The 25386-nt window shown below is 62.0% G+C and carries 23 protein-coding genes and 2 pseudogenes; 17 read left to right on the top strand and 8 right to left on the bottom strand.

Going from position 1 to position 25386, the window contains the following annotated elements; all coding sequences use genetic code 11:
- The first annotated feature begins 567 nt into the window (after window positions 1–567).
- Together HWY30_RS06355 and HWY30_RS06360 are read left to right on the top strand one after the other, a co-directional pair.
- Entirely contained in the window at window positions 568–1017 is a 450-nt protein-coding gene (locus HWY30_RS06355; protein WP_176078862.1) for a DUF2844 domain-containing protein, read from the top strand.
- Window positions 1018–1028: 11 nt separating this feature from the next.
- Window positions 1029–2330, top strand: coding sequence for a DUF3443 domain-containing protein (locus HWY30_RS06360; RefSeq protein WP_167368720.1), 1302 nt, complete (start codon window positions 1029–1031; stop codon window positions 2328–2330).
- Between the two features lie 105 nt (window positions 2331–2435).
- Here the strand turns inward: HWY30_RS06360 and HWY30_RS06365 are convergent, their stop codons facing one another.
- Window positions 2436–3536, bottom strand: a complete 1101-nt coding sequence (locus HWY30_RS06365; protein WP_090810223.1) for a zinc-binding metallopeptidase family protein — start codon at window positions 3534–3536, stop codon at window positions 2436–2438.
- A 324-nt stretch (window positions 3537–3860) separates the two neighbouring features.
- Between HWY30_RS06365 and HWY30_RS06370 the strand changes: the two genes are divergently transcribed.
- The 8 genes from HWY30_RS06370 (at window position 3861) to HWY30_RS06405 (ending at window position 13417) form a co-directional block, all read left to right on the top strand.
- Window positions 3861–7346, top strand: coding sequence for a transglutaminase family protein (locus HWY30_RS06370; protein ID WP_090807193.1), 3486 nt, complete (start codon window positions 3861–3863; stop codon window positions 7344–7346).
- 29 nt (window positions 7347–7375) lie between these two features.
- On the top strand, window positions 7376–10006 hold the full coding sequence (locus HWY30_RS06375) for a circularly permuted type 2 ATP-grasp protein (RefSeq protein WP_167368719.1): 2631 nt from the start codon (window positions 7376–7378) through the stop codon (window positions 10004–10006).
- Window positions 10003–10893, top strand: a complete 891-nt coding sequence (locus HWY30_RS06380) for a transglutaminase family protein (protein ID WP_090807192.1) — start codon at window positions 10003–10005, stop codon at window positions 10891–10893. Before HWY30_RS06375 ends, HWY30_RS06380 begins: the two co-directional genes overlap by 4 nt.
- Window positions 10894–11076: 183 nt before the next feature.
- On the top strand, window positions 11077–11316 hold the full coding sequence (locus tag HWY30_RS06385; RefSeq protein WP_090807188.1) for a hypothetical protein: 240 nt from the start codon (window positions 11077–11079) through the stop codon (window positions 11314–11316).
- A 206-nt stretch (window positions 11317–11522) separates the two neighbouring features.
- Window positions 11523–11690, top strand: a complete 168-nt coding sequence (locus HWY30_RS06390) for a hypothetical protein (protein ID WP_167368718.1) — start codon at window positions 11523–11525, stop codon at window positions 11688–11690.
- A gap of 98 nt (window positions 11691–11788) precedes the next feature.
- Entirely contained in the window at window positions 11789–12244 is a 456-nt protein-coding gene (locus tag HWY30_RS06395) for a hypothetical protein (protein WP_090807186.1), read from the top strand.
- Between the two features lie 4 nt (window positions 12245–12248).
- On the top strand, window positions 12249–12926 hold the full coding sequence (locus HWY30_RS06400; protein ID WP_090810220.1) for a M35 family metalloendopeptidase: 678 nt from the start codon (window positions 12249–12251) through the stop codon (window positions 12924–12926).
- Window positions 12923–13417 carry an OmpA family protein gene (locus HWY30_RS06405; protein ID WP_244144812.1) on the top strand — a complete coding sequence of 165 codons (495 nt, stop codon included), beginning with the start codon at window positions 12923–12925 and terminating at the stop codon, window positions 13415–13417. Before HWY30_RS06400 ends, HWY30_RS06405 begins: the two co-directional genes overlap by 4 nt.
- A gap of 442 nt (window positions 13418–13859) precedes the next feature.
- Here HWY30_RS06405 and HWY30_RS41445 read toward each other — a convergent pair.
- The 5 genes and pseudogenes from HWY30_RS41445 to HWY30_RS06430 all read right to left on the bottom strand — a co-directional run.
- Window positions 13860–14449, bottom strand: a pseudogene (locus tag HWY30_RS41445) (DUF72 domain-containing protein); the annotation flags it as partial.
- 770 nt (window positions 14450–15219) lie between these two features.
- Window positions 15220–15474, bottom strand: coding sequence for a hypothetical protein (locus HWY30_RS06415; protein ID WP_090807184.1), 255 nt, complete (start codon window positions 15472–15474; stop codon window positions 15220–15222).
- A 107-nt stretch (window positions 15475–15581) separates the two neighbouring features.
- The gene (locus HWY30_RS06420) at window positions 15582–17435 is read right to left on the bottom strand and encodes an FAD-binding oxidoreductase (protein WP_244144813.1); all 1854 of its coding nucleotides are present in this window, start codon (window positions 17433–17435) and stop codon (window positions 15582–15584) included.
- Window positions 17436–17752: 317 nt separating this feature from the next.
- Window positions 17753–18184 carry a hypothetical protein gene (locus HWY30_RS06425; protein ID WP_090807180.1) on the bottom strand — a complete coding sequence of 144 codons (432 nt, stop codon included), beginning with the start codon at window positions 18182–18184 and terminating at the stop codon, window positions 17753–17755.
- A gap of 312 nt (window positions 18185–18496) precedes the next feature.
- Window positions 18497–18874 carry a SpoIIAA family protein gene (locus tag HWY30_RS06430; RefSeq protein ID WP_090807178.1) on the bottom strand — a complete coding sequence of 126 codons (378 nt, stop codon included), beginning with the start codon at window positions 18872–18874 and terminating at the stop codon, window positions 18497–18499.
- Window positions 18875–19480: 606 nt separating this feature from the next.
- On the opposite strand from HWY30_RS06430, the gene HWY30_RS06435 reads away from it, so the two are divergent.
- Window positions 19481–19657 (top strand): hypothetical protein, encoded by a 177-nt coding sequence (locus HWY30_RS06435; RefSeq protein ID WP_167368717.1) that lies wholly within the window; start codon window positions 19481–19483, stop codon window positions 19655–19657.
- Window positions 19658–19961: 304 nt separating this feature from the next.
- On the opposite strand, the gene HWY30_RS06440 is transcribed toward HWY30_RS06435, so the two are convergent.
- Window positions 19962–20723, bottom strand: coding sequence for a hypothetical protein (locus HWY30_RS06440; RefSeq protein ID WP_143037213.1), 762 nt, complete (start codon window positions 20721–20723; stop codon window positions 19962–19964).
- A gap of 714 nt (window positions 20724–21437) precedes the next feature.
- On the opposite strand from HWY30_RS06440, the gene HWY30_RS06445 reads away from it, so the two are divergent.
- The 5 genes and pseudogenes from HWY30_RS06445 to HWY30_RS06465 all read left to right on the top strand — a co-directional run.
- Window positions 21438–21665, top strand: coding sequence for a hypothetical protein (locus tag HWY30_RS06445; protein ID WP_244144814.1), 228 nt, complete (start codon window positions 21438–21440; stop codon window positions 21663–21665).
- A gap of 22 nt (window positions 21666–21687) precedes the next feature.
- Window positions 21688–22038 carry a helix-turn-helix domain-containing protein gene (locus HWY30_RS41450; protein WP_244144815.1) on the top strand — a complete coding sequence of 117 codons (351 nt, stop codon included), beginning with the start codon at window positions 21688–21690 and terminating at the stop codon, window positions 22036–22038.
- Window positions 22039–22595: 557 nt separating this feature from the next.
- Window positions 22596–22781 carry a hypothetical protein gene (locus HWY30_RS06455; protein ID WP_090807171.1) on the top strand — a complete coding sequence of 62 codons (186 nt, stop codon included), beginning with the start codon at window positions 22596–22598 and terminating at the stop codon, window positions 22779–22781.
- A gap of 181 nt (window positions 22782–22962) precedes the next feature.
- Window positions 22963–23430, top strand: a complete 468-nt coding sequence (locus HWY30_RS06460) for a universal stress protein (RefSeq protein ID WP_090807169.1) — start codon at window positions 22963–22965, stop codon at window positions 23428–23430.
- A 147-nt stretch (window positions 23431–23577) separates the two neighbouring features.
- Window positions 23578–23655 (top strand): annotated as a pseudogene (locus tag HWY30_RS06465) (transposase); the annotation flags it as partial.
- 30 nt (window positions 23656–23685) lie between these two features.
- On the opposite strand, the gene HWY30_RS06470 reads toward HWY30_RS06465, so the two are convergent.
- Window positions 23686–24618: a LysR family transcriptional regulator gene (locus HWY30_RS06470; protein ID WP_090807167.1), complete on the bottom strand. Its 933-nt coding sequence runs from the start codon at window positions 24616–24618 to the stop codon at window positions 23686–23688.
- An 88-nt stretch (window positions 24619–24706) separates the two neighbouring features.
- Between HWY30_RS06470 and HWY30_RS06475 the strand changes: the two genes are divergently transcribed.
- Window positions 24707–25240, top strand: a complete 534-nt coding sequence (locus HWY30_RS06475) for a hypothetical protein (RefSeq protein ID WP_090807165.1) — start codon at window positions 24707–24709, stop codon at window positions 25238–25240.
- Window positions 25241–25386 lie beyond the last annotated feature (146 nt).

Consider the following 25386-nt stretch of genomic DNA (forward strand, 5'->3'; position numbering starts at 1 on the left):
ACGAAACGAAGCTCGCTGGAGCAATCCAGTCGTCAGGAAACGCCGGATACGTGATCCGTACGTCCGGTGTTGTGGGAGGACGGCGGGGGCAACCCCGCCTCCTACCCGATCCCGTCGGAATTTGCGTTGCAAGTCTCATGTAGTCAGAGGAATGCGGACTCCGCCCGCTCGTTATTCGGCAGACGCTTACATCGATGAACAAGCGCTGCTCACGTTCGCAACTTTTACGCGTGGCGGCCGCAATTTTCGCAGTCGGTCAGTTCTAAATGTCAGACGGAAACCGAATAAGCGTCAAAGCATTGTCGCCAAAAGGCTTTTGCCCACGCTGATCAAACCCGGTCGATCGATTCAACAACTCCGAACAGTTTCAATCGCGCCGCAAACGATAGCCGCGCGCCATTCGCCTGACTAAAGTTTCGCCTCGCCTTTCCGTAGACGCATTCACGCAGCCCAACCGGCGTGAAGGCAACCGGCTTTGCCGGTCAGGTGTGCGCCCCTAGTCTCGCGTTTGTGATCGGCTACATGCAGGTCGCGGCGTTTCACCTCGAAGGAAATCTCTTGAAACCGATGCTTCTCACCCGCATTGCCTGCGCAATGCTCGGGGCAAGCTGCGCGTTGCCGTTCGGCGCGCACGCGACGCTCGGCCAGAACGCCAGCACCGTCGACGGCGATCGGACGCGCCTGCATGCGGTTGCTCGCGCGGCCAGCGCACAGGGCGCGTATTCGGTGCATGTGCTGACGCTGCCGTCCGGCACCCAGGTGCGCGAATACGTGGCGGGCAACGGCATCGTGTTCGGCGTCGCGTGGGACGGCCCGACGCTGCCCGATCTGAAGGCGACGCTCGGCGCGTCCTTCGATGCCTACGTGGCCGCCAGCGCGGCGCGGCGCGGCGCGCCGCTCGCGGTCTCGAACAGTGACCTCGTGGTGTTCTCGAGCGGCCATCTGCGCGCCTTCACCGGCTACGCCTATCTGCCGCAGGCGGTGCCCGCGGGCGTCGACGTCAGCGTTATTCAATAACGGAGCGAATCATGCGATCCAGGTCTTCGTGGATGACTCTGCTGGGCGCGGCGCCCGTCGTGGTTCTGGCGCTGCTGTTGAGCGCGTGCGGCGGCGGGGGCGGCAGCGCGAGCACCACGGCCAATTCGAGCACCTCCAGCAACTCGAACGGTTCGGGCAGCTCGACCAGCTCGTCGGGTTCGACCGTGACCAACACGTCGCCGTCGCCGCAGGTGCTGGCCGCCAACGCGGTGCGCGTGACGGTCGACTCGGGCGTCAGCAACGTGCCGAACATGCCGTTCGTCAGCATCACGATCTGCGCGCCCGGCACCAGCAACTGCCAGACGATCGATCACGTGCTCGTCGATACCGGCTCGTGGGGCGTGCGCGTGTTCGCGTCGCAATTGCCCGCGTCGATGAGCCTGCCGCAGCAGCAGGACGGCTCGGGCAACCTGGTTGCCGAATGCATGCAGTTCTTCGACGGTTACACGTGGGGCGCGGTGAAGCTCGCCGATGTACAGATCGCGGGCGAAAAAGCCGCTGCGCTGCCGATCCAGGTGATCGATCCGGGCTACGCGTCGCTGCCGGGCGATTGCGCGGCCGTCGGCGCGGCGCGCAACACGCCGGCCGCCTTGCAGGCGAATGGCATTCTCGGCATCGGCGTGTTCAAGCACGACTGCGGCGCGAACTGCGTGCAGCAGGCGATCCCCGCGACCTACTATGGTTGCGGCGGCACCAGCTGCACGTCGATACCGCTCGCGCAGACGTACCAGGTCGCCAATCCGGTGCCGTACTTCGCGACCGACAACAACGGCTCGATGCTCAGTCTGCCGACCGTGTCAGGCGGCGCGCCATCGGTGTCGGGGCAACTCGTGTTCGGCATCGGCACGCAGAGCGACAATGCGCTCGGCGGGGCGCAGGTGGTCGGTGTGAGCCCGTCGAACGGCACGTTCACGACGGTGCAGAACGGCACCACGTATACGCGCAGCATTATGGACAGCGGCTCGACGGGACTCTTCTTCCAGACCACCTTGATGCCGGCCTGCGCGAGCCCGAACAGCGCTTATTACTGCCCGAGCTCGACGCAGCAGTTGAGCGCGATGATCGAAGGCGTGAATGGCACGACGAGCGCGGTGACGTTCAGCGTCGGCAATGCGATGTCGATCGCGCAGACTGATAGCGGCGACTCGGCATTGCCGCTGCTCGCGGGCCCGGCATTCGTCACGTCGACGGTGTTCGACTGGGGGCTGCCGTTCTTCTACGGTCGCAATGTCTATGCGGCGATCGAGCAGCAGTCGACGCCGGGTGGGACGGGGCCTTATGTGGCGTACTGAAGTGGCGTACTGAAGTGGCGAGCCGAGCGCGGGTAGCCGGTTGCTCGCGGCTCGATGATGAGCGTCATATGCGCCCGCTGCCGGCTGGTCCGGCGGCGGGCTTTTTTATGCGCTTGTTGGCTCGCGGTCGCCCCGCTTGTCGCGCTTGTCACCCGCTGCCGCGATCACGCGATGCACAAAGCGCAGCTTGTCGACCACCGGCGCGGCGAGCGTGAACGGATAGCCGTCGGGCATGCCGAGACTGCGATTCAGACTGTTCAGCGCATAGGTGAGCGGAAACCAGCGCTTCATCAGATTGCCGAAGCTCGCGTCCTCGACCGGCGTGCGGTCGGTCAGCGTCGGCTCGCTCGGATCGTCGGGCAGCAGCGCGAGGCCGTAAGACGTCGACGTGTCGAGCACGTCGACGATCAGCAGATAGTGCGCCCATGTCTCCGCCCAGTCTTCCCACGGATGCATCGTCGCGTAAGCGCTGATGTACGACGCCTGCCAGTCGGCCGGCGCGCCGTCGCGGTAGTAGGCGTCCAGGGCTTCGCCGTAGTCGGCCTGCTCGTCGCCGAACAGCTTGCGAAACGGTTCGAGCCAGCGCGGCTCGGTTTCGATCAGGTGGCGGAAAAAGTAGTGGCCCGTCTCGTGGCGGAAGTGGCCGAGCAGCGTGCGGTACGGCTCGCCCATCGCGGTGCGCACTTTCTCGCGATGCGCGTCGTCGGCCTCGGCGATGTTCAGCGTGATCAGCCCGTTGTCGTGACCGGTCATCACGGGCTTGCCGGCGCCGCCGTCGGCGAGAAACTCGAAGGCGAGACCGCGCTCGGGGTCCGCGTCGCGCGATCGCACGTCGAGGCCAAGCTCGCCCAGCGTGTACAGCAGACGCCGCTTCGCGACTTCGAGCCGGTACCAGTAGAGCCGGTTTTCCGGTTCGCTCAGGTTCGGAATCGTGCGGGTCAACTGGCAGGCGTAGCACAGCGTGTCGGGCGAATCGGCTGGGATCATCCAGTTGCAGACGTTTTCGACCGCGTAGTTGTGGCATTGTCGGAACAGCGCGCCATTCGCCTCGGGATGCAGGCTGCGCCAGCGGCCGTCGCCGGCGTCCCCGAACGCGCTGATTTCCCGCAGTTCAGGCAGATAGCCGAGCAGCGACTCGCAGCGCTCGCAGCGGACGTTCTCGTAGAACACGAGGTGCGCGCAGCGATTGCAGTGGAAGGTTTTCATCGGGCGGGCCTCGTGATCGGTGCTATGTCGTTTGCGATGATGAGCCATGGTAAGCGGCATCATGAACGCGATAGCGGACGAAAGCCGGTCGCAATCTTCATGCCGCGATTGCAAGACGTCACCGCTTTAACGCACAGTACGGTCATGATCGTGCATCGGCGCTGCGCCGCTTTGGTGCACGGTCCGAGGCGAGCCCGCGGCAGGGCGCGAGGTACGCAACGCAAACGCAGTTCAGACAACACCAAACGATTCATACGGGTTTATCCAGCAACGGCATAGAGCTTGCTTTTTTGGCGGGCTGCCCCCTTCGTCGAGGAGTCCGGAGTGTCCATACGCGTCGCGTTGCATCACGTTACCCATTACCGCTACGACAGGCTGGTCACGCTGTCACCCCAGGTCGTGCGGCTGCGGCCCGCGCCGCATTGTCGTACGCCGATCCTGTCGTACTCGATGCGCGTCGAACCCGCGAGGCACTTCATCAACTGGCAGCAGGACGCGTTCGCCAACTATCAGGCGCGGCTCGTGTTTCCCGAGCAGACGCGCGAATTCAAGGTGAGCGTCGATCTGGTCGCCGAAATGGCCGTCTACAACCCGTTCGACTTCTTTCTCGAACCGTCGGCCGAGCAATTTCCATTCGACTACGCGCCGGAGCTGGCGGCCGAACTCGCGCCCTACCGCGTGAAGCGGCCGATGACGCCGCGTTTCGCCGAGTTCGTCGCGAGCATCGACCGCACGCCGGCCGGTACCGCGAACTTCCTGGTGGCGCTGAACCAGCGGCTGCAACGCGAGATCCGCTACCTGATCCGGATGGAGCCGGGCGTGCAGACGCCGGAGGAAACCTTGACCAATGCGGCGGGCTCGTGCCGCGATTCGGGCTGGCTGCTCGTCGAGACGTTGCGGCAGCTCGGCTTCGCGGCGCGCTTCGTGTCGGGCTATCTGCTGCAGCTCGCGCCCGACGTCAGATCGATCGACGGCCCGAGCGGCACCGAGGTCGACTTCACCGACCTGCACGCGTGGTGCGAGGTCTACCTGCCAGGGGCGGGCTGGATCGGGCTCGATCCGACCTCGGGGCTGTTCGCGGGGGAAGGGCACATACCGGTCGCGTGCACGCCGGAGCCGGGCAGCGCGGCGCCGATCTCGGGTGCGGTCGACGAAAGCGAGGTCGAGTTCGGACATACGATGTCGATCGAACGCGTGTTCGAGTCGCCGCGCGTCACGAAGCCGTATAGCGAAGCCGCGTGGCACGACGTGCTGAAGATGGGCGCGCGGGTCGACTACGAACTCGCCGACATGGACGTGCGACTGACGATGGGCGGCGAGCCGACCTTCGTATCGGTGCGCGATCGCGACGCCGCCGAATGGAACACCGACGCGCTTGGACCCACCAAGCGCGGCTACGCGGTCGCGCTGGTGGACCGGCTGCGCGACCGCTACGGCGCGAACGGCTTCCTGCATATCGGCCAGGGCAAGTGGTATCCGGGCGAGCAACTGCCGCGCTGGGCGATGTCGCTGTACTGGCGCGCCGACGGCGAGCCGTGCTGGCACAACCCGGCCCTGTTCGCCGACGAACGCGAGCCGGGCCGCTACACGGCCGCCGACGCGCAACGCTTCATCGCGCATCTGGCCGCGAAGCTGTCGCTCGACCCCGACTGCATCCAGCCCGGCTACGAAGACACCTGGTACTACCTGTGGCGCGAGCGCCGCCTGCCGGTGAACGTCGATCCGTTCGACGCGCGTCTGGACGACGAGCTCGAACGCGTGCGACTGCGGCGCGTGTTCGACGCGGGGCTCGCGAGTCCGTCAGGCTACGTGCTGCCGCTCGGCCGCGAGCGCGGCGCGCCGGGCATCACGCCGACGTGGATCACGGGCCGCTGGTTCTTCCGCGACGACCGCATGTATCTGATTCCCGGCGATTCGCCGATGGGCTACCGGCTGCCGCTCGAATCGCTGCCGTGGGTGTCGAAGACCGACTATCCGTATCAGCACGCGCACGATCCGTTCGCACCGCCGCAGCCGCTGCGCACGGCCGCGCAGTTGCGCGTGCAGTACGAAGGCGGGCGCGAGGGCCGGCAGATCACCGAGGAACAGACGAGCGCGCGGCAGGCGGCCGCGCTGTCGCTGCCGGCGGCCGATCTGCTGAGCGGCATGCCGCACGGCGGCGTGCTCGCGTATGCGTCGCAGCGCCATGACGAATCGCTGCCCGCGCTTGGCGAATCGTCGAAGGACACGCTGCGTACCGCGGTGTGCGTCGAGGCGCGCGACCCGAAACGCGCGGCCGGCCCGGAAGCCGAAGCCGATTCGTTCGGCAGCGGCCGTACGCTGCTGCACGTATTCATGCCGCCGCTGACCGATCTCGACGACTATCTCGACCTGCTCGCCGCAGTCGAAGCGACGGCCGCGGAGCTGAAGATGCAGATCGTGCTCGAAGGCTATCCGCCGCCGCGCGATCCGCGTCTGAAAGTGCTGCAGGTGACACCGGACCCCGGCGTGATCGAAGTCAACATTCATCCGGCCGCGAACTGGGACGAGCTCGTCGATCACACCGAGTACCTTTATCAGTCGGCCGCGCACAGCTATCTGAGCAGCGAGAAGTTCATGCTCGACGGGCGCCATACTGGCACCGGCGGCGGCAATCACTTCGTGCTCGGCGGCGCGATGCCGGCCGACAGCCCGTTCCTGCGCCGGCCCGATCTGCTCGCGAGCCTGATCGCGTACTGGCACAACCATCCGTCGCTGTCGTATCTGTTCTCGGGGCTATTCATCGGACCGACGAGCCAGGCACCGCGCGTCGACGAAGCGCGCAACGATCAGGTCTACGAACTCGAGATCGCGTTCTCCGAACTGCAACGCCAGGTCGATCTGCTCGGCGGCCGCGACAGCGGCAACCTGCCGCCGTGGATGATCGACCGCGCGCTGCGCAACATCCTGATCGACGTGACCGGCAACACGCACCGCGCCGAGTTCTGCATCGACAAGCTGTATTCGCCCGACGGCCCGACCGGCCGCCTCGGCCTGCTGGAGCTGCGCGGCTTCGAGATGCCGCCGCACGCGCGCATGAGTCTCGTGCAGCAACTGCTGCTGCGCGCACTGGTCGCGCGATTCTGGCGCATACCGTACACGCAGCGGCTCACCCGCTGGGGCACCGAGTTGCACGATCGCTTCCTGCTCGGCACCTTCGTGAAGATGGATTTCGACGACGTGCTCGCCGAGCTCGGCGAAGCCGGCTTCGCCTTCGAAAGCGCGTGGTTCGCGCCGCACTTCGAATTCCGCTTCCCGCTCGTCGGCGAGATGACGCTGAGCGGCATCGACCTGACGATCCGCAATGCGCTCGAACCATGGCACGTGATGGGCGAGGAGGGCGCCAGCGGCGGCACGGTGCGCTATGTCGATTCGTCGGTCGAGCGGCTCGAGGTGCGCGTGCTCGGGTTGAACGGCAATCGTCACGTGCTGAGCGTCAACGGCGTGCCGGTGCCTTTGCAGCCGACCGGCCGCGTCAGCGAGTACGTGGCCGGCGTGCGTTTTCGCGCGTGGTCGCAGTCGTCGGCGCTGCATCCGACGATCGGCGTACACGCGCCGCTCACGTTCGACCTCGTCGACACATGGAGCGGCCGCTCGCTCGGCGGATGCCAGTATCATGTCGCTCATCCGGGCGGGCGCACCTATCAGACCTTCCCGGTCAACGCCTACGAGGCGGAAAGCCGGCGACGCTCGCGTTTCTTTGCGTCGGGTCATACGCCGGGGCCGCTCGCCGTGGGCACGCCGCAGCGCAGCCTCGAGTTTCCGTTCACACTCGATCTGCGCCACAGTTGAAAAACACGCATCACTGACATCACACGACCTTGGCCTTTCAATCGACTTTGCCCTTCGAGGCGTCCGCGCTGCCGGCGGACGCTTCGTCCCTGTTGCGATTGCTGCCGGGTCATGACGGACATTGGGACGAGCTGCGCGACGCGTCGGGCGCGCTGCGCGAGCCGTGGCGGCAGTTCTTCGCACTGCTCGGCGAAGACGGCGTGGCGCGGCTCGCGGACCATCACGCGTCGATCGCGCAGCAGATCCGCGACAACGACATCAGCTACAACGTCTACGCGGACAACGGCAAGTCACGGCCGTGGGCGCTCGACCTTCTGCCGTTCCTGATCAGCGAGGCCGAGTGGGCGCACCTAGAGCGCGGCGTCGCGCAGCGCGCGCATCTGCTCAACGCGATCGTTGCCGACATCTACGGACCGCGGACGCTGCTCGAAGATGGCCGACTGCCGCCCGCGCTGGTGTTCGGCCATCCGGGCTATCTGCGTTCGGTGAAGGGCTTTACGCCGCCCGGCGGTCAGTATCTGCAGGTCGTCGCGCTCGATCTCGCGCGCACGCCGGGCGGCGAGTGGAGCGTGATCGCGCATCGCACCGAGGCGCCGTCCGGTCTCGGCTACGCGCTCGAAAACCGCCTGATCGTGTCGACGCTCCTCGCGGAGCCGTTCCGCTCGCTGCGCGTGAGCCGGCTCGCGCCGCTCTATTCGCAACTGATCGCGACGCTCGTGCAGGCCGCGCAAGCGACGATGCGCAATGAGGAAAGCGCTGACGCGTCACCGCATATCGCGCTGCTCACGCCCGGGCCGTACAGCGAAACCTATTTCGAGCATGTGTTTCTGGCGCGCTATCTCGGCGTCACGCTGGTCGAAGGCAAGGATCTGACCGTGCGCGGCGACCGGCTCTATCTGAAGACCCTGGCCGGCCTCGAACGCGTGCACGTCGTGCTGCGCCGGCTCGACGACGCATTCTGCGACCCGATCGAACTGCGCGCCGATTCGACGATCGGCGTGCCGGGGCTGTTGCAGGTGATGCGCGCGGGCAATGTGATCGTGTCGAACGTGCCGGGCTCGGGGTTCGCCGAGTCGCCGGCGTTGCACGGTTTCATGCCGGGTATCGCCGAAGCGTTGCTCGGCGAAGAACTGCTGCTGCCGGGCGTGCCGACCTGGTGGTGCGGCGAACGGGCCGCGCGCGAGCATGCGTTCGCGCATCTCGACGACGCGTTCATCGTGCCGACCTGGCCGCTCACGGGACGCGACGCGCCGCCCGGCATCGAAGGGGGCAGGCAGCCGCTCGCGGCATGGCGCGAGCGCATCGACGCGTTGCCCGACGCGTTCACGATCCAGCAGGAGCAGCGCTTTTCCTGCACGCCGCGCTTCGAGGAGGGCACGATCGGCGGAAGGCCGTCGGTGCTGCGCGTCTATGCGATCGCCGACGTCAACGGCGGCTGGCACGTGATGCCGGGCGGTTTCACGCGCATGGCCGCGGAGCGTCAGACCACGGTATCGATGCAGCACGGCGGCAGCAGCGTCGATACCTGGGTGCTGTCGAGCCAGCCAAGCTCGACCTTCACACTGCTGCCTTCGCCGATGCAGCCCGCCGATCTCACGCGCAAGCATCGTACGGTATCGAGCCGTGCCGCGGAGAACCTGTTCTGGGCGGGCCGCTACGGCGAGCGGGCGGAAAACAACGTGCGTCTGCTGCGGCTGATTCTCGGCTCGCTCGAAGGCAACGACGCCGATTCGATGTTCGCGACGCTGGTCGAACTCGCGACATGGTGCGGCCTCGTGCAGTCGGGCGACCTGGCGTCGCCGCACGGGCTGCCGTCGCCGCAGACGTTCGAGTGCGCGCTCGTCGCGAATCTCGGCGAGAGCGCGGGCAGCGTCAGCATCAGCCAGAACCTCAATTGCCAGGCGCGCGCGAACGGCGAGGTGCGCGGGCGTTTGTCGAATGATCATTGGCGCATGATCCTCGCGGCGCGCAACGACTTTCAGGACGCGTTGCAGGTGTTGTCGCCAGCCGTGGGCGCGGGCAACGGCGGCGCGGGTGCCACGAGCAGCGGCAATGCGTTCGATCGCTACGACCGCGTGACGCTGGCGAATGCGCTCGAGCATCTGTCGGTGCAGCTATCGGCGATCAGCGGCGCGCAGGGCGACCGCATGACGCGCGATGAGGCGTGGCGGCTGCTGTTCGTCGGGCGTCATATCGAACGCGTCGCGACGATGGCCGCGTTCATGCGCGGCGTCGCCGTGAACGGCCAGCTCGCGACGCCGGCCGGCTTCGATCTGCTGCTGCAAATGTTCGACAGCACGCTCACGTATCGCTCGCTGTATCCGGGACGTTTCGAAGTACCGGCGCTGCTCGATCTGCTCGTGATCGAACCGCATAATCCGCGCGGCATTTATGGCGTATACGAGCGCCTGCGCAACAAACTCGACGAGATCGCCATCGCGGCGGGCAGTGTGCGGCATCGGCCGTTCGCGGAGTTGCTGCCGCCCGTCGAATCGCTGCCGACGCTCGAATCGCTGTGCGAGGTCGACGAACAGGACTCGTATGGCAAGCTGATTGCGCTGTGCGATCAGATCGGCAGCTTCGCCAATGCGGCCGCGCATGAGATCAGCGCGCGCTATTTCAGTCACGCGACCACGGTTGCCTCGCAGGTGTGGGCATGAAGAACGCGTCGACGGTGCTGTCTGTTTCGCATCGCACTGTCTACCATTACTCGACGTATGTCGAAACCGCGCAGCATCTGGCGACGATCCGGCCGCTCGCGTGTCCGTGGCAGCGTGTGATCTCACGCAGCGAGCGGATCGAGCCGCAGCCGTCGTATCAGCATAGCCGCATCGACGCATTCGGCAACGACGTGCTGTACTTCGCGCTCGATACACCGCACGAGCGCCTGCAACTCGTCAGCGAAACCACGGTCGCGCTGACGCCGCGCTGGACCAACCTCGACGCCGAGGCCACCCCGCCCTGGGAGACGGTGGCCGAGGCGCTGCGGTTTCGCGTGGGCGGCGCGTTCTGTGCCGAGGCGGAGTACTGCTTCGCTTCGCCGAATATTGCGCTGCGGCCGACGCTGCGCGCCTATGCGTTGCCGAGCTTCACGCCCGGCCGGTCGCTCGTCGCGGGCGCGATCGATCTGATGCATCGGATTCACGAGGACTTCGCGTACAAGCCGTCGGCGACGCTGTTCGACACGCCGGCCGAACGCGCGTTTGAGCTGAAGAGCGGCGTTTGTCAGGATTTCGCGCAGGTGATGATCGGCTGTCTGCGCTCGCTTGGTTTGCCCGCCCGCTACGTCAGCGGCTATCTGCGCAACGATCCGCCGCCGGGACACCCGCGCCTGATTGGCGCGGATGCTTCGCACGCTTGGGTATCGGTGCATTGTCCGGCCAGCGGCTGGATCGATCTCGATCCGACCAATGACGTGCTCGCCGATCTGGATCATGTGACGCTCGCGATCGGGCGCGATTACAGCGACGTGTCACTGCTTCGCGGGACGATTCTTGGCGGCGGCGCGCATCGGATGGAAGTCGGGGTGACGGTGCTGGAGTTGTGATTGCGGGCGCGGTTCGGTGCCGGTATTGGACCGAGGTCGGCCAACTATTCGCCCCGCAACTCATTGTCGAGCAGAACGCGAATAAAGCCGAATCGCGTTGACTGTCTGTGGCCCGGAACGCTGATCGACCAGCTACGATTATTGGCCTTCTCGCGCAATTCAGGCTCCGCTAGAAGTCCTGCTGTGACTGTCGAGGAAAGACACGAACGCCGCAACCTGCTGGAGCTCATGATCCAGATCGGCGAGAACTACCACGCGACCAATCGCACCAATCAGGAACTGTTCACCGTGCTTGCGCTTGACGCCAAGCGGCTTCCTAACCGCCAACTGACACCGGGAGACGCGGCAGCGCTTCTCGCTGACCCTGCGCAGGGCGCGAACGGGAAACTGGCGGCTATGGACGCTTCATGGGCAAAGCACTGACCAGCGTCGGTCACTTACGGTAAAAGCGGCTCAATGCCGCTTTTTTTGTTGGACGGTGATATTGGAAAACTGCACCTGAAAATGAGATGGACAGAGCAATTGTGAATATCTGTCAAAACGGGATTATCTCGAATTAAAGTCATTGACCGTGACCCGTTTAAATGGTTTATTCGATAGATGTTTTGCTGGAAAACAGAAGAGGTCAAATGGGAAAACTGAAACAGGATGGTGCCGTGGGCAAGGAAGAATGCCTGCTTTGCCGTATCACCTATTTAGTCTACTTAAACTTCACGCCAATACCGTCTGCAATGGGTCTGAATGTCGAATCCGGCGAATTTTTCCCGCGGGATGGACTTCAGTTGTATCCGATCTGAACCATAGCGCGGAGGGTAACTGATGGTGCTCTTACGCGTGCTCAATGGTCTGATGATCTGATGGTCTGAGAGCGCGAATTAACCTATGGGAGGGTCCAATGTATGAAAGGATGCGCTCCGCAGAGGCGATCATTGCAGAAATGAAGGCTCGCTTTGCGGATATGTTCGAGGGATCAGATAACCGGAAATGTCTTGATTGCCGTATTACATTCAAGATATACAAAGGGTGGCCTGATATGCCTCATGCAATGACGACGAATCCTAAATCCGGGGAGCGGATTCCGATTAATGCGATCAGGGCTCTCCCGTCCGGTTACGACATGAGGCAGGCGTTAGGGCAAGGCGAGGGGTGCCTCTGTCGCAGTCGACCTGCAGGCCCGTTCGATGAACGGTTCACCATCAGGGATTACAACGGCAACCCTGTGCCAGATGTGCGATACCGGATTCTCGCCGAAGGCAAAGAAATCTGTAGCGGCAAGACAAACGCAGCCGGGCAGACTTCTCGCGTTACAACGCAGGGTTTCAAGTTTCTTGCGATTGAAGTGGAGCGCTAGCAAAGTGAACGACAACACCGAATGGGTAACTCTCGATGACACTGCTTTTACAAACACGACTCCTGGTTCAAATAGGGACGTCACGATCAACACGACCTCTATCTGCCCGAACATGACCAACAAGGAGTTTCGCAGACAGGCTATGCGGGCACGCGATATCGGCGTCGAGTTAATCAAAAAACGCATTGAGGGCCTTGCACGTTGGGACACGAAAGAGCAGGACCGGGTGACGACCTTCTTTGCAAGTGCGGATGTACATGCAAAGAGGGTACTTAGCGAAGGGCTTCCGAGATTGCTTGCAGCGATGCAGCAACTGGAGCCAGAAAGGATTGTGCGATGGGACAGTGAAACAAACCGGCACCTGTCGTGTGCGGTCACGCCGGATTCGGGCGTCAATCACGCCGCAGTCTGCAAACCAGATTCGGAAAAACCGGTTATCGCTATTTACTCGAAGTTTTGTGAAAGTCCATTTGCCCAGTTGTGGGGAATATGCAAGGTCAAGACGATAATCCATGAATGTACGCACTTCACAGACACTTTTAATTCGCAAGACCACATGTATCTCGACAGCGAAGCGGGGGCGATGATCTTCGCGAGAAATAAGCCTCATCAGGCGATTAGCAACGCGGACAGCATCGCTGGCTACATAGCGACATTCGATGGAGTTAATATCGCACCATGAGTAGACAACCGATTTTGCGCGGTGGCCTTCTCGCGGCATTGCTTGCCGTGTGGTTTTGCTTGGGACGCCCGGTTAATGCTTGTACTATCGGAGAGGTAGCGGCTATTGAGTTGCCATTCAACACGGTCGAACTTTCAAAGGAAAATCGGCGCGCAATCGCAGAGGCGGTGGAAGAGGCAAAGAAGTGGCCTGACGTGCAGATTCAGGCGATTGTGATGGCCGGTGCATATATTGGCGAGCACGATCTTGACGTTTTGCAGGAGCGCCGTGGGGAAAACGTGCAAGCGTATTTGAGGAAGCTCGGTATCAGAAGTGAGAATATCTATATCGTGCCGAAAACTCTTGCGGATGGGTTCGTGGTGAAGCGGGCTGACGGTGAACTAGCTGTCCGCCAGATCGAAGTTGAGTTGCATCCGATCTGTAAAGGTAGCTGCGCATGGATGTGCAACGATCCAAGAGTGACCCCACGCACCAAGGTTATCAACCCGTAAGCACAAGAATAGGGCCCGGCCTCGGCGGGGCTTTTCATTCCAGCGTGAAACAGAATCACAGATCGCGCGCCGAGGCATGCAGCGACCGGGCACCACCACGACCGAGCATAGGCGATATCACCGATGAACTCGATGTCGGTCAGCACGAAGCCGTTAGGACCCATCCAGCTCAGTTCAACATCCTGCAGCGGCGGCAGCGGTTGCGCATCTGCCGAGCCGGATTGCTGGAAGCTCGCCACCTTGCTGGTGCGCTTGTATTGCGCGGACTGTTCGTGATTAATGGTTACGTCGCCGCACACCGGCTCGGCAGCTTCGATATCGCGTTTATGCCGGTCTTTGCCGCGCTCGCGCATCGGTGTGGCAAGTACTCTCATGGGCTTCGTAAGGGCTATCAGGATCAGGAATTCTCGGCACGGGGACAGCGCGAACCATTCCAGCGCCTTTACCGCGTGACTCGCAGAAGCCCCATCATTTTCACAGCGTTGCGCCGCGCGATATCGCGATAGCAGTTGTTGAACAGGACGTGTGTGCGCGCCGTGCGCCCCGCAATGTCCTCGATCGGTGGCGCGAGTTCGCGAAGCTCGTCGTCGCTATCGTCATGGTTGAACCGTTCCGCCGCCGACTCGGCGCCGCCCCATGTCGACGCGGTGCGGCTATGCAGCCGTACGATTGCGAGTTCGGGCGACGTCGCTTCCCAAACTGAGTGCGCGCGCTTCGTCACGCCTTCCGGCGCATCGACAATCACGTGAACGATCCCGCGTTCACGCTCCATCGCAAGGGTTGACTCGCGGTGCTTCTCGCTCAACCAGCTCTCGTGCCGAAATTCGAACGCGGTCACAAACGGGTGCATGCGCTCGGCGCAGTGCTCGACGAGCCTCATCGCTTTCGGTACTGCGGTTATCCAGTGCGGAAACTGGAATAGCACCGCGCCGAGCTTGCCCGCCACACGTGCAGTGGCTGCAGGGCCGCAAAGAAGCGCGCCCACAGTTCCTCGATAACTGGCGGCGGTACATCCTTGTAATAGAGATTCTCATGAGGTCGCGCGGGTAACGATCGAGGTCGGTTCACGACCCGTAACTGCCTTTCGACTCCTACCGTTGAGCGACCGCACTTGGTCCAGCAGCGGGCGGTCGCAGCCGCGAACGCCACATCACCTCTCGGTTGAAGGCACGAGCCCGCGATCGATCGCCAGTCACGGTGCCTGGCCTGATCTGATGAAAAAGCGCTACTGCGAAACTGGCGCGTTAGATGGTGCGTCCGCTGGCATCTGCGGTAGTGGCACTGCTGCTGCGTTGTTCGTGCCGCTGCCCGTCGCTCCCGTTTGCCCGCGATGGCCTCGGTGCGAACTGCGTACCACGGTGGGCTCGCTCGCCGCCACCGGCCGCATTGGCGGATGCGCGATGTACTGAAAGTTTTCATTAACCGCGCTATTGCCCGTATCGAACGACCGGTGGATGAACACGCTGCTACTAACGGGTGAACTGGCTTGCGCGAAAGCCATCGGCCCGATCGACATCATGGCTGCGCCCACCGCCGCACTCACGGCAAGAATGTGCATGAGCAGACCGGCATTACGGGCTGTCGGACGTGCTTTCAATTTACGTCTCCTTCAATATACGTGCGGTTCGCAACCGCTTGCAGCGGGCAGCCGTTTTACCGTTGGGTACGCTGGCTCAAAAAATTGGCCCACGTTGAGGAGGCGCGGGCCGAGCGGAGAAAAACACGAAGCGCTGCCGGGGGAAAAGGCCAGACCAGTCTAGTCCGAGTCATGGAAAAGAAGGTTTCATACTGGATTACAGGTGTTACTCGATATAACTGATCGATGAATCGCGCCGGGAATTCTCCGGATCTGGTGCGAGTTGCCTGCTGCCCACTCCCGAAACAGCGCTTGAAAATGAAGCTGGCTCGTCCGGCGAATCATCGGTCGCCGTCGCTTCGCCAAGTGGCGACTGATAGCTCATCCGCAGACGTTCGCCAACCGACTGCGAAGGACCGTTCGTGGCCGGGTCCTGCCCGATGCGGTCGGCGGGAGTCGGCCGGATATAGCCTTTCAACATTCACGTTAGCGGCCTGTCATGACCGAATGGTGCCGGAAAGCCTCAATACGAGATTTCGAAATGTGATTTCCGCTGAACCATATGTGCGAGTTCGAAGGTCGAGTCGTTCATACGATTTTCGTGAAACCGTCGGCGCTCCAGCGTTCGCTCCCCACGCCGTGATGAACGAAGAACAAACCATCGGGATCATACTGATCCTTAATGGCGAGCAGCCTGCTGTAATTTGAGCCCCAGAAGGACCGCTGCCAGTCCGCGTCGAAAAAATTGCTTTCCGCCACGTAGGACCCGGCGTCTGGAACCAGCTTGCGCACCTCGGCCATTGCACGTCCGATGGCCTGCCGGTCCCGGCGCGCCAGCGCGGTGTCGGGCTCGTGGCCCTGAATGCCGGGATACGCGGGCGGCCCCTCCGCCCCGGCGATAAGCAACGCGAAGGCGTCCAGCGCGGCCAGGTTCGTGGCGGTGTTTCTCGCGGCAGCGACAGCCTCCGCCGGTGCACCCGCCAAGCCCTTGTTGACGTGCAGCGACACGCTCCATTGACGGGTCGCCGCAAACAGCGTGTCGGCCAGGGTTTGACGCCGGTCATCTTGCAGCAAGGCCGCGGGGAGCCACGCGGACTCGTAGCCGTGTAGCACTTGTCCCGCCTCTCCGCGATTACCCGACCAAAAGATATTGTCGTCGGGTGCGCCCGGCCGGTCGTCGGTGCTGATGAAGCCGAGGAGCTTCTTGAACAGGGTTGGAGCCCAGAAACTGCGGGCCGAGATGGCGACAATCTTCAGTGGCGAGAACTCGACCTTGAAATCGTCCGGGGACGCGGCAAGCGTATCCATGAACGGCTGCCAGATCGCTTGCGCTTCACTGCGACTGAGCCCCTGGAACACCATCGAGATAGTGAGGACGTTGTCGCGGCGAAATCTGATCTGTTCGCCCCAGTGCGGGTTCATCAGGTTCTGATTATAGAAGTCGATGATCACGCCAATCAGCCGGCGAAACGCAGACGTCGATGTCGCCTTGATTGTCATGTTCACCGCGCCGAAAGTCTCGGGCAATTCGTGAACCCGCAGCGTCAGCCGGGTGACCACGCCCAGGCTCCCGCCGCCGCCGCCTTTCAACGCCCAGAATAGATCGGGATTCGTGCAGGCATTGGCGATCCGGACGGCGCCATCTGCCGTCACAACTTCCGCTTCGAGCAGGCTTCCCGCGGCCAGTCCGTAGGCCTTGGAAAAGCTGCCGAACCCGCCGCTTTGGATCAGGCCGGCCACGCCGACCGTCATGCAGCCGCCACCTTGCACGTAACCGCCCGCCTTGGTAGTGACCGCATCGTAGACGTGCGCCCAGAGCGCGCCGGCACCGGCCGTGACCGCCCTCACCGGTGCCGCATGTCCCTCGCATCCTGTGCCGACAAACGCGTCCTGCACGGTGATGTTGTTCATTTTTCGCGTCCAGACCAGCAGAGAGTCCGGCGCATTCGATGTGCCTTGATAGCTGTGGCCGCCGCCCTTCACCACGAGGCGGAGATTGTTCCGACGTGCGAAGTTAACGGCGACGACGACGTCATTCGTGTTGCGGGCAGCCACCGCGTAGACGCTGGGTGTCGATGTCCACGCGTCAACCCAGCCGAGGGTTTGCGTTAGGCCCACCTCGTCGCCGAGAAAATAGGGGTTCTTGAGCTCCCTGAATAGTTGCCTGCAGTCGTCACTATCGGGCGCGTTCAGGCAAGCCACCAGGGGCGATTGCACTTTCACCAGTGCATTGCCGACCTGCTGGCTGAGTTCGTTCCACTGCGCCTCGGACGGCCAGCCTGGATCGCCCGGACGCACGCGAGTGAGCGCTCCGGACACCGCCGCTTGCGCCGAGGCGAGCATCTGTTTCCGAGCACCATGCAAAAATGTGATTCCGACCGCAATTTGCAAAATGCGTCGTCTTTTCGAGGACGTGGTTTTGTTTGAAGGTTTCATCGGCATGCGTGAAATCTCAATATGGTTGCAACCCGGATGACTGAGAAACCGGCGGAACTCTTCGAATAATGGGGTGACCGGAAGACGTGCCTCAAGCGTTCGAAGTCCGCCAACCGTGCACCGCAAATCGTTAGCCCCCCAGCCCACCGCCGGACAGATTTTCAACGACTTAGCCTTCGAGGTCGATTGGCAGAAACCTGTCCCACGACGACGCGCTGAACTCGACCCGCAAGAGGTTAAGGCAACCTGGAAAAAGGCAACGACGTGCGCGGCGAGGCGACGTATGTCATCGCTGGCTCGCGTGTTGGGGGGGGTGCGCGTAATCAATGGTACGTCGTCGTAGACGACTGCAGCTTCGTCAGCACGCCGCGTTTGAACTGGAACCAGCCTTGCGAGCTTTGCATCACGACTTCATCGCCTTGCCAGAACACGCGCTTGACCGTCATGCGCTTACCCGAGCGTTGCACAAGCGGCGGATGGTGGCGAAAGTCGTACAGCACCGGGCCGGAATCAGTCTGCACGAGCGTGCGCGTGACGCTGTCATTTGCATTGCCTACGTCGTCGAAATGCGTGAGCATGCTCGCGCTAAAGCGATCGAAAATTTCCTTGTCGAGCATCCCCACGAAATCGCCGTCGACGCGCACGAATTGCAAGTTACCCGAGGGCGTGACGAGCGGGCCGGACGCGTTGCTTTGCGCATGAACGCAAGTCACGAAAGAGGTGGCTGCGAGCCCAGCGAGGAACAGTCGTCTCATGTTTTCCTTTTAGATTCAGCGGCGTCTCCGACGACGGAGCACGACCCGCAATCTTTCCTTGGGAACATTGTCGTCAATTTTGGCCGAGACGTCGAAGGTCTTTAACTGGCCGACCTCTGCCAGATGACGCCACGGGCCTGAATTCGCGAGCTGCGTCTCGCGCGGAAGGCCGAGGCCGACCGCTTGAGACACTCGTGACTGACAGCAATAGGGAATCGAAAATGGTGCAATGAGGTTGTTCCGGCAAATTCATCTTCCGTAGAAACGCCTTGTAGCGCAGATGGATTTCAGATTTTTACCAGCGGATGTTATTCATCGACTAACTCGCTTGGAGTCCGTGATCCAGCGTCTCGCGGTAGGCAATTCAGCAAGCGAGAACAAGCGGACATCGCCATGAAAAAAGGGTTTTAGCATACCAACCATAACCCGTAGCCATGCGAGATCCGTAACCACTGCGATGTGGCTGAAATCGTGCCAGTGCCTCAGCCCGAACGCGCCGTCATCCCAAAGCGCTCCAACCTCAAATCCCGTGAACTCTTTCCCGACGACATAGAGCATCTTGATCGGCCCCTTGCCCATCATCGCCTCAGCCTTGGGTATGAGTGTACTTTTGTAGTCGTCGTGCGTAACCTTGCCCGTGGCTTCGATCGCGAGCACATCTTGCGGTAACCCATCGATGAATTTGAACATCGCCGTCCCCCATTGGTTCTCCGCAGTGCAATTCGGTGCCTGCGGCCGCGATGATGCGTTCCTATTGTAGGCTCATGAGCGACCGCTTCGGGTAACAGTTCTCGCAGGGTCAGTGACCGCTCATGGCCGGCCGACAAGAGGCGGACACGAATGCGCAGCCGGCAACCTGCGTCCACCGCTTAGCGTGCTTTATTGTCGGAATTATGAAGCCGCCCCTTCATGCGCGGCCGGGGTGCCGGAGCCGGTTCGGCATCAGCCGACTGTTCCAGCAGGCTCGCGATGTCGTGATCGATGGCCGAAAGGATGCGTTGCTTGGGGTGCCCGTCGAGATTCGGTTTTTGTCGCCCCGACGGCATGCCGTGTCCCGCCCCACCCGGGAAGGGACGCACGAGTCCTGATTGGATTGAAGGTTAGAATCCCGCGCGTGTGCGCCGCGCGCTCGAATAATTACCTGTGGGCACACACCGGAACGAGCGCATGGCAAACGTCAAGGGCACGCCCGGGTTCGCCGAGCGCCGGGTCGCGGACTTCGACTACAGCATGTTCAGGAAGGCGACATAACCGCCGTGCCGTTTCGGACTAGAATCCTCTGAGGAGGAGTCAGTGATGTCAGCTCTCAAGCGCATCGATCCGGGCCATTCCGCCTATCAGGCCGCGCTGAACAGGACGACCCGCTACCCTGCGGAGCACGTCACATTGACGGCTAGCTCAAGGAAGAGGCTGCGCCCCTGTGTGCCGCATCGAAAGGTCGGGCGCGGCAAGGTCGGCATCGGCGGCAAGTAGGCATCCGCAACCCTTGTATGGCGTCGGGCTTTAGAAGGTGGCTTGACGTGAATTGGCTGTCCGGCGCGAGCACGGATGAGACGTGGTTCGTGACCGACAATCTTGCGATATAGGTAGCCTGCCCCGCATTCGGTGATACTGGTCACAGCTGGGCAGGTACCTGCCAGCGGAGGCGGGACAGGTCGTCCAGAAGCGGCGTTTCGAATGTCGCTGATCGACCCACAACGGTCCTTCAACCGTTTGCAACCTCAATGGCAGCTGTTGTAGTGGCAGTGGCCGTTGCGAGCCGAATATCGGATCGTGTTCACCTTAGCCTCGGGGCACCGAACTGGAAGCCGACATGGGGTCCCGACATTCTCCCACCGGCGAATGTATTTGGACCTTTCGCGCCAGGCGTGGTCACTCTGAGCGAGTGAGCGTCACCGGAGAATTTCCAGCCTAACAGGGTCGACTCGATTCGCTCAATTTCGATCGACTGCCGAGGAACAAGATTGAGTGACAGCGACGGCTGTCGTGATGCATCCCATATGCGCAAACGTGTCCCTTCCGCAGTTGCGTCCCAATTCTGCGGCATGAGCAATACGTTGTTTTGGGATATAGCGACGCTGACTTCGCCGCGCGTGTTGGTGAAAAATGCAGAGATTTGAACCGGCGAGTTCGGATCGGTCGGTTTTTCGAGCATTATGAGGCCGTAATCCTCGACGCGAATCGGAAACACACAATCCTCAATATCGGTTCCGGCAAAGCGCACATTTGGCGCAACTGAGCCAAAGTCGAGATCGGTAAACGCTGGACCATTTGTAAGGCAATATGGTTTCGCGATGTGCTCCCTGACCTTTTCGTCAGAATATGTACCCCGGCTCACGCGGTCATGACATCCTCCACAGAGCAGCGTGATTTTCCGTGGGTCGTGCTCGACCGCGTTAGCAAACGCCAAATCTGCGTGGTGATACTGGATAAATGGATTGCCGCAGATAACGCAGCCGAAGCCACATGCTTGGCGCACAGCTCTTTTGGTTGGAGCAGGTATGTTTCTCGCCAAACCAAAGCGGTTACCACGGCTCATAGATTTCCTAATCGCGTTATCAGCGTTTGAGACACTACATTGCGCGCGATGCAAGCGCAAGGCGAGAACTTCGAGTCCGCTATGCAATCATCGAAAGTCCGCTTCGGTCAACGTTATTCCGGACCGAAGTAGTGCGCCAAGGTCAGCTAGCTGTTACGGAGCCGACAATGGAGTCTCCGTCAGATAGCTTGATCGAGCGACCGATTATGGCCGGCCGGCGACATCCGCGTCAGTCTAGCGAATTCGCGCCGGCAATCCGGCCATCACGTTCCTTCGCCGTGGCTCTGCGGTCCAGATAAGCCCTGCGATTGCTGCTCCCACCGGGTCATTACATCAAGGCGGCGAAAACCATAACGCTGTTCAAGTGCGTGGCACAGCGGCGCAGTTCGTCAAAATGCAGCACGGACTCTCAAAGATTCCAAGCGCGCGAGAGCGCCGGTAGGTGGCGGCGCCAGTGCTTCTGTTTTCTTCCGACCACCTGCGCAAGCCCTAGTCGCGCACTCAGGCGGTTCGGTCCATTGCGTAGCTCGTCCGGGTACATCTGTTCGGCCACCAGCCCTGGGACGATCGGCGGCGGCGGGCGCACATCGGACGACACTGGGCGTAATGGTGTTGACTTTGCGATGGGGTTCAGTTCGTTGCCGGTATTCAAGTCAGTTCAGCCATAATGTAGAAAACGTCGCCGGAGTTCACCCGCTCATGAAGTCTCGTTGCTTGGCAGCAGTTCTCGTCGTTCTCGCTACCGGCTGCACATCGACTCCGGCGAACAATCAGCCGGCGGTCGATACGAACGCCTACATCCTGCACATTCCAGACGGCGCACCGTCCGCTGACTCCACGTCAAGACCACCGAGACTCACTGTCGGCACCAGCTATTCCGACACGCAACTTATTCTGCCCTGGTTCCTCAATGACCTGATCGACTTCGTCAACTATCGCTAGTCTGGTGCGCGGGGGCACTCGGGTGCGTTCCTTCCTCTGCGAATCTACGGTTGAGCGTGCGTACAGATGTGTGCAATGCCTGCGCAAGATCCTGTATGGTTACCGGCTGCGCAATATTCTGTTCAAGATAGTCGCGCGTTTTAGCCACGATGGAACCGTGATGAAATGCGCTGAATGTCCAGTCTTCCAGCTCGTGAAAGACGGACTGCGAAGGGATATCGCTGTCCATCGGCGGACAAACTCGAACACGAGCGTGGCAGTGCTGGCGTTCGATCTTGGCTTTTCCGACGCCACCAGTTTCTGCCGCGCATTTAAACATTGGACCGGCAGTAGTCCTTCTGACTATCGCAAGGGCACCCGTCAGGGTGAGTGATGAGAAAGAGTCATGTCTGACTACGTTTTAAACGATTTTGAATGCCCGTGTCGAACGGCTGGAACTGGGCCGAACTACGCCAATCATCGGGCGCGTGTGCCGGACGGTGCGTCAGTTGGCCAACGAGGGTAAGGCTTACGAGTACGACGAGACGGTGGCCCATTTGGCGCTGTCATCGGACTACCCCGAGTCGATCCCGACGTTGCCCATTGACTGGCAGTTGCCGTGCGGTGCTTTCAAGCAGGGCGCCGGCCCGCAGTAAGGCTATGTGCAAGGATTCCATCAACCTACGACTCCCGCCCGCGTCCTCACGAAGGCCGTCGGGCGTTTCTTCCCGTGCATTTTCGGTGTGATTCGGAACGCGGAATTTTCCTCGGTAGGCCCGCTTGCGTGCACCGCCAGCGGCAACAAAAGGCGCGCGGGGCGATCCTGTGGTTAGCGTGGCTAGAAACAGCGGGCGGGCGTGACGGTAGTGCTGGCGTGACAGCGCGTATGCCTCAAATCGGCCAGGTGAACTATCATGGTAGAAGCTGTATTCATCAGCGCAGGAGCACATCATGACCTCCAATCCATCCGCTGAGCCGACCGGCACCTCTCTCGACCCCGCGAAAACTTCCGCCGGCAAGACTCGCCAGCCCGATCCGAAGGGCCTGAAAAATCCGGCCCCAGACGACCTTCCTAACGCCGACGCGGCAGAGCCCGAGCCTCACGAGCACCTCCCGTCCAGAAGCGACGACAACTGATTCAACACCGCAGGTGCCGACGTCGTCCGCATGACAATCCACGCGGCAGGTTCGCGAGTGGTTCGCGCATGCTTTCGCGCCGACGCCGTGAAGTCGGGGAGCGCTCGCGGTTCACGCAAATGGCTCGATGCATTTCGTCCAACAAAGTCACGGCCCAGTTTGAATCGCACAGGAGCAGATCATGCAGAACGTGCTGGTAGGTTATGACGGGTCGGCGTCCGCGCAATATGCCGTTGCTTTCGCGGTCGATCTCGCGAAGCGTTTCGACGCGCGCTTGCATGTGCTCGTCGTCGCGCGCACGCCGGACTGGGGTGCGATAGAAGTTGAGCGAAAAAGTCTGATCGATCTGGAAGTGCGCCATGCCACCGCGATCCTCGACGACATCAAGGCGAAGCTCGCCGCTTCGATCGGGGCCGTGGAGTTCGATCTGGTGGTCGGCCCGCCGGCAAGGGAGATCGTGCTGTACGCGGAGCGGCATGCTATCGACCATCTCGTGGTGGGGCATCGTGGACATACGCCGTTCGATCGCTGGCTGATCGGTTCGGTCGCCCGCCAGGTGCTCGCCTACGCGCCGTGCGCGGTCACCATCGTGCGCGATCCGGCGACGATGAAAAAATCGCGGCATGAGAGCGAAGCACCATCGGCATAAAATCCGCAAACTGCTGCAGATGATGGGCTCAGGACAAACGCGACCGATCTCGCAAGCTGGAAGCGGCTTGAGCGTAGAGACGCTGGAACGCTTGCGTTGACGAACAAAAGCTCGCATGGCCGCGCCTATCAGTTCGCTGCCGAAACGCCGGAGCTCATGATTCGCATGCTGATCGTCGGTTACTGCTTCGGTGTCCGGTCCGAGCGACGGCTATGCGAAGACCTTTGAGCTTCCTCGACGACATCATCAACTTCGTCAACTGTCGCCAGGCATCGAGCGCGTCGCGCGGCTCTTGACATGATCGATGAACGCACGCAGCTTCGGCATGATCTGGCGGCGGCTCGGATAGTAGAGAAACACGCCCGGGACCATCGGCGCGTACGCCTTCAGAACGTGCACCAGCTTTCCCGTTCGCAACCCCTCGGCGGCCATCGGCTCGGGTAGCTGGGCAAGGCCAATGCCTTCGATCGCCGCGCCCAGCACGCTCGGAAAATCGCTGGCGATGAAAGGACCGGAGACGGCGATCTCGATCGGCTGGCCGTTGTCGTTGAACGACCACAACGCGAGCGCGCCGCTGGAGCGCCGCCAGCGAATGCATGCATGCTCGCGCAGGTCGTTCATTTGCTCGGGGCGGCCGCGCGCCGCGAAATAGGCGGGACTTCCCACGACGACAAAACGGAACGGTGCCGTGAGCGGCACCGCGACCATGTCGGCGGCGACGAACTGACCGAGCCGGATGCCGGCGTCGAAGCCTTCCGTCGCGAGATCGATCAGCTCCTTGCTGGCCGCTATTTCCACCTCGACCTCTGGATTGGCCTTGCAGAATGACGCGATCAGCGGCTCCAGCAGGATCGGCACGACTGCACGCGGCACGGAAAGACGCAACAGGCCGGACGGTCGCTCGCCGAGTCCGCGCGCCACCTCGCTGGCGGCGACGAGTTCCTCGAAGGCGGGCTTGGCCCGAGCGAGAAAGCGCTCGCCGGCTTCGGTCAAGCCGACGCTGCGCGTGGTGCGGATGAAGAGCGTCGCACCGAGGCGGGCTTCGAGCACACGCACCGCCTGACTGACGGCCGACGGCGTCACGCCCAGTTGCGCGGCGGCCCCGCGAAAACTGCGATGCTCGGCAACGCTGAGGAAGACTTCGACGCCGTCGAGCGCGCCCTGCCTGACTGTGAAGTTCTGCTTCATAGCCTGTCAACATTGTGAGGAATAGTCACCCGCGCGAGACGATGGTACACCTAACACCTGCGCGTCCAACACTCGACAAGGAGGCACCATGTCATCGCGGCTTCTGTTCCAGTTGCACCTCGTTTTGGGCTATCTCGCCTGGCTGCTGTGCTTCGGCACCTACGTGTGGCCGAAGCTCAAGTCGATGGCTCCGTTCGACGCGCAACGCGCGATCGCCACGTTGCACAGCTTCCGCTTCTTCGGGCTCGCCTTTCTGTTGCCTGGTGTCGTCAGTCCGCAACTGTCCGCGAGCTTCGCCGTGTTCGCCGCCTATGGGGATTTCGCCACGGGGGTGCTGGCGATGCTGGCGTTGCTGACGGCCCGGATACGTCCGCTTTTCTGGTCGTTCGTCGTCGCTTTCAATCTGGTTGGTATGGCCGACCTGATCATCGACTACTACCACGCAACCGCGGCCGATCTGCCCGCGCATGCAGGCGAGCTGGGCGCCTTGTACGCGATTCCGATCATCTATGTGCCGACGCTGGCGATCACGCATGTTGCCGCCTTCTATCTGATGTTGCGCCCTCGGCTGAAGCGGCGTCACGCCCGTCCTTCCGTCGGCCGTGACATTTCCCAGGCGTAGCCTGCTGCACTGGCCGCAGTTCGGCCACGTAACGAGGAATCCGATCAGCATCGAGCGACGTTTTTACGCCTTCCACCTGCGTTATGCTGTCGGTCGTCGAGTCGATGCTCGCGGCCTGAACGAAGCAGGTGCGCAAACCCGGCCTG

It is taken from the genome of Paraburkholderia tuberum STM678 (genome assembly GCF_902833905.1).
In the GTDB taxonomy this organism is placed as follows: Bacteria; Pseudomonadota; Gammaproteobacteria; order Burkholderiales; family Burkholderiaceae; genus Paraburkholderia; species Paraburkholderia tuberum.

Bases quoted from the DNA above. Each gene is read 5' to 3' on its own strand.
- HWY30_RS06355 (WP_176078862.1), top strand. From the start codon at position 568: ATGCTTCTCACCCGCATTGCCTGCGCAATGCTCGGGGCAAGCTGCGCG.
- HWY30_RS06360 (WP_167368720.1), top strand. From the start codon at position 1,029: ATGCGATCCAGGTCTTCGTGGATGACTCTGCTGGGCGCGGCGCCCGTC.
- HWY30_RS06365 (WP_090810223.1), bottom strand. From the start codon at position 3,536: ATGAAAACCTTCCACTGCAATCGCTGCGCGCACCTCGTGTTCTACGAG.
- HWY30_RS06380 (WP_090807192.1), top strand. From the start codon at position 10,003: ATGAAGAACGCGTCGACGGTGCTGTCTGTTTCGCATCGCACTGTCTAC.
- HWY30_RS06390 (WP_167368718.1), top strand. From the start codon at position 11,523: ATGGGAAAACTGAAACAGGATGGTGCCGTGGGCAAGGAAGAATGCCTG.
- HWY30_RS06395 (WP_090807186.1), top strand. From the start codon at position 11,789: ATGTATGAAAGGATGCGCTCCGCAGAGGCGATCATTGCAGAAATGAAG.
- HWY30_RS06405 (WP_244144812.1), top strand. From the start codon at position 12,923: ATGAGTAGACAACCGATTTTGCGCGGTGGCCTTCTCGCGGCATTGCTT.
- HWY30_RS06415 (WP_090807184.1), bottom strand. From the start codon at position 15,474: ATGTTGAAAGGCTATATCCGGCCGACTCCCGCCGACCGCATCGGGCAG.
- HWY30_RS06420 (WP_244144813.1), bottom strand. From the start codon at position 17,435: ATGCCGATGAAACCTTCAAACAAAACCACGTCCTCGAAAAGACGACGC.
- HWY30_RS06425 (WP_090807180.1), bottom strand. From the start codon at position 18,184: ATGAGACGACTGTTCCTCGCTGGGCTCGCAGCCACCTCTTTCGTGACT.
- HWY30_RS06430 (WP_090807178.1), bottom strand. From the start codon at position 18,874: ATGTTCAAATTCATCGATGGGTTACCGCAAGATGTGCTCGCGATCGAA.
- HWY30_RS06435 (WP_167368717.1), top strand. From the start codon at position 19,481: ATGTCAGCTCTCAAGCGCATCGATCCGGGCCATTCCGCCTATCAGGCC.
- HWY30_RS06440 (WP_143037213.1), bottom strand. From the start codon at position 20,723: ATGAGCCGTGGTAACCGCTTTGGTTTGGCGAGAAACATACCTGCTCCA.
- HWY30_RS06455 (WP_090807171.1), top strand. From the start codon at position 22,596: ATGACCTCCAATCCATCCGCTGAGCCGACCGGCACCTCTCTCGACCCC.
- HWY30_RS06460 (WP_090807169.1), top strand. From the start codon at position 22,963: ATGCAGAACGTGCTGGTAGGTTATGACGGGTCGGCGTCCGCGCAATAT.
- HWY30_RS06470 (WP_090807167.1), bottom strand. From the start codon at position 24,618: ATGAAGCAGAACTTCACAGTCAGGCAGGGCGCGCTCGACGGCGTCGAA.
- HWY30_RS06475 (WP_090807165.1), top strand. From the start codon at position 24,707: ATGTCATCGCGGCTTCTGTTCCAGTTGCACCTCGTTTTGGGCTATCTC.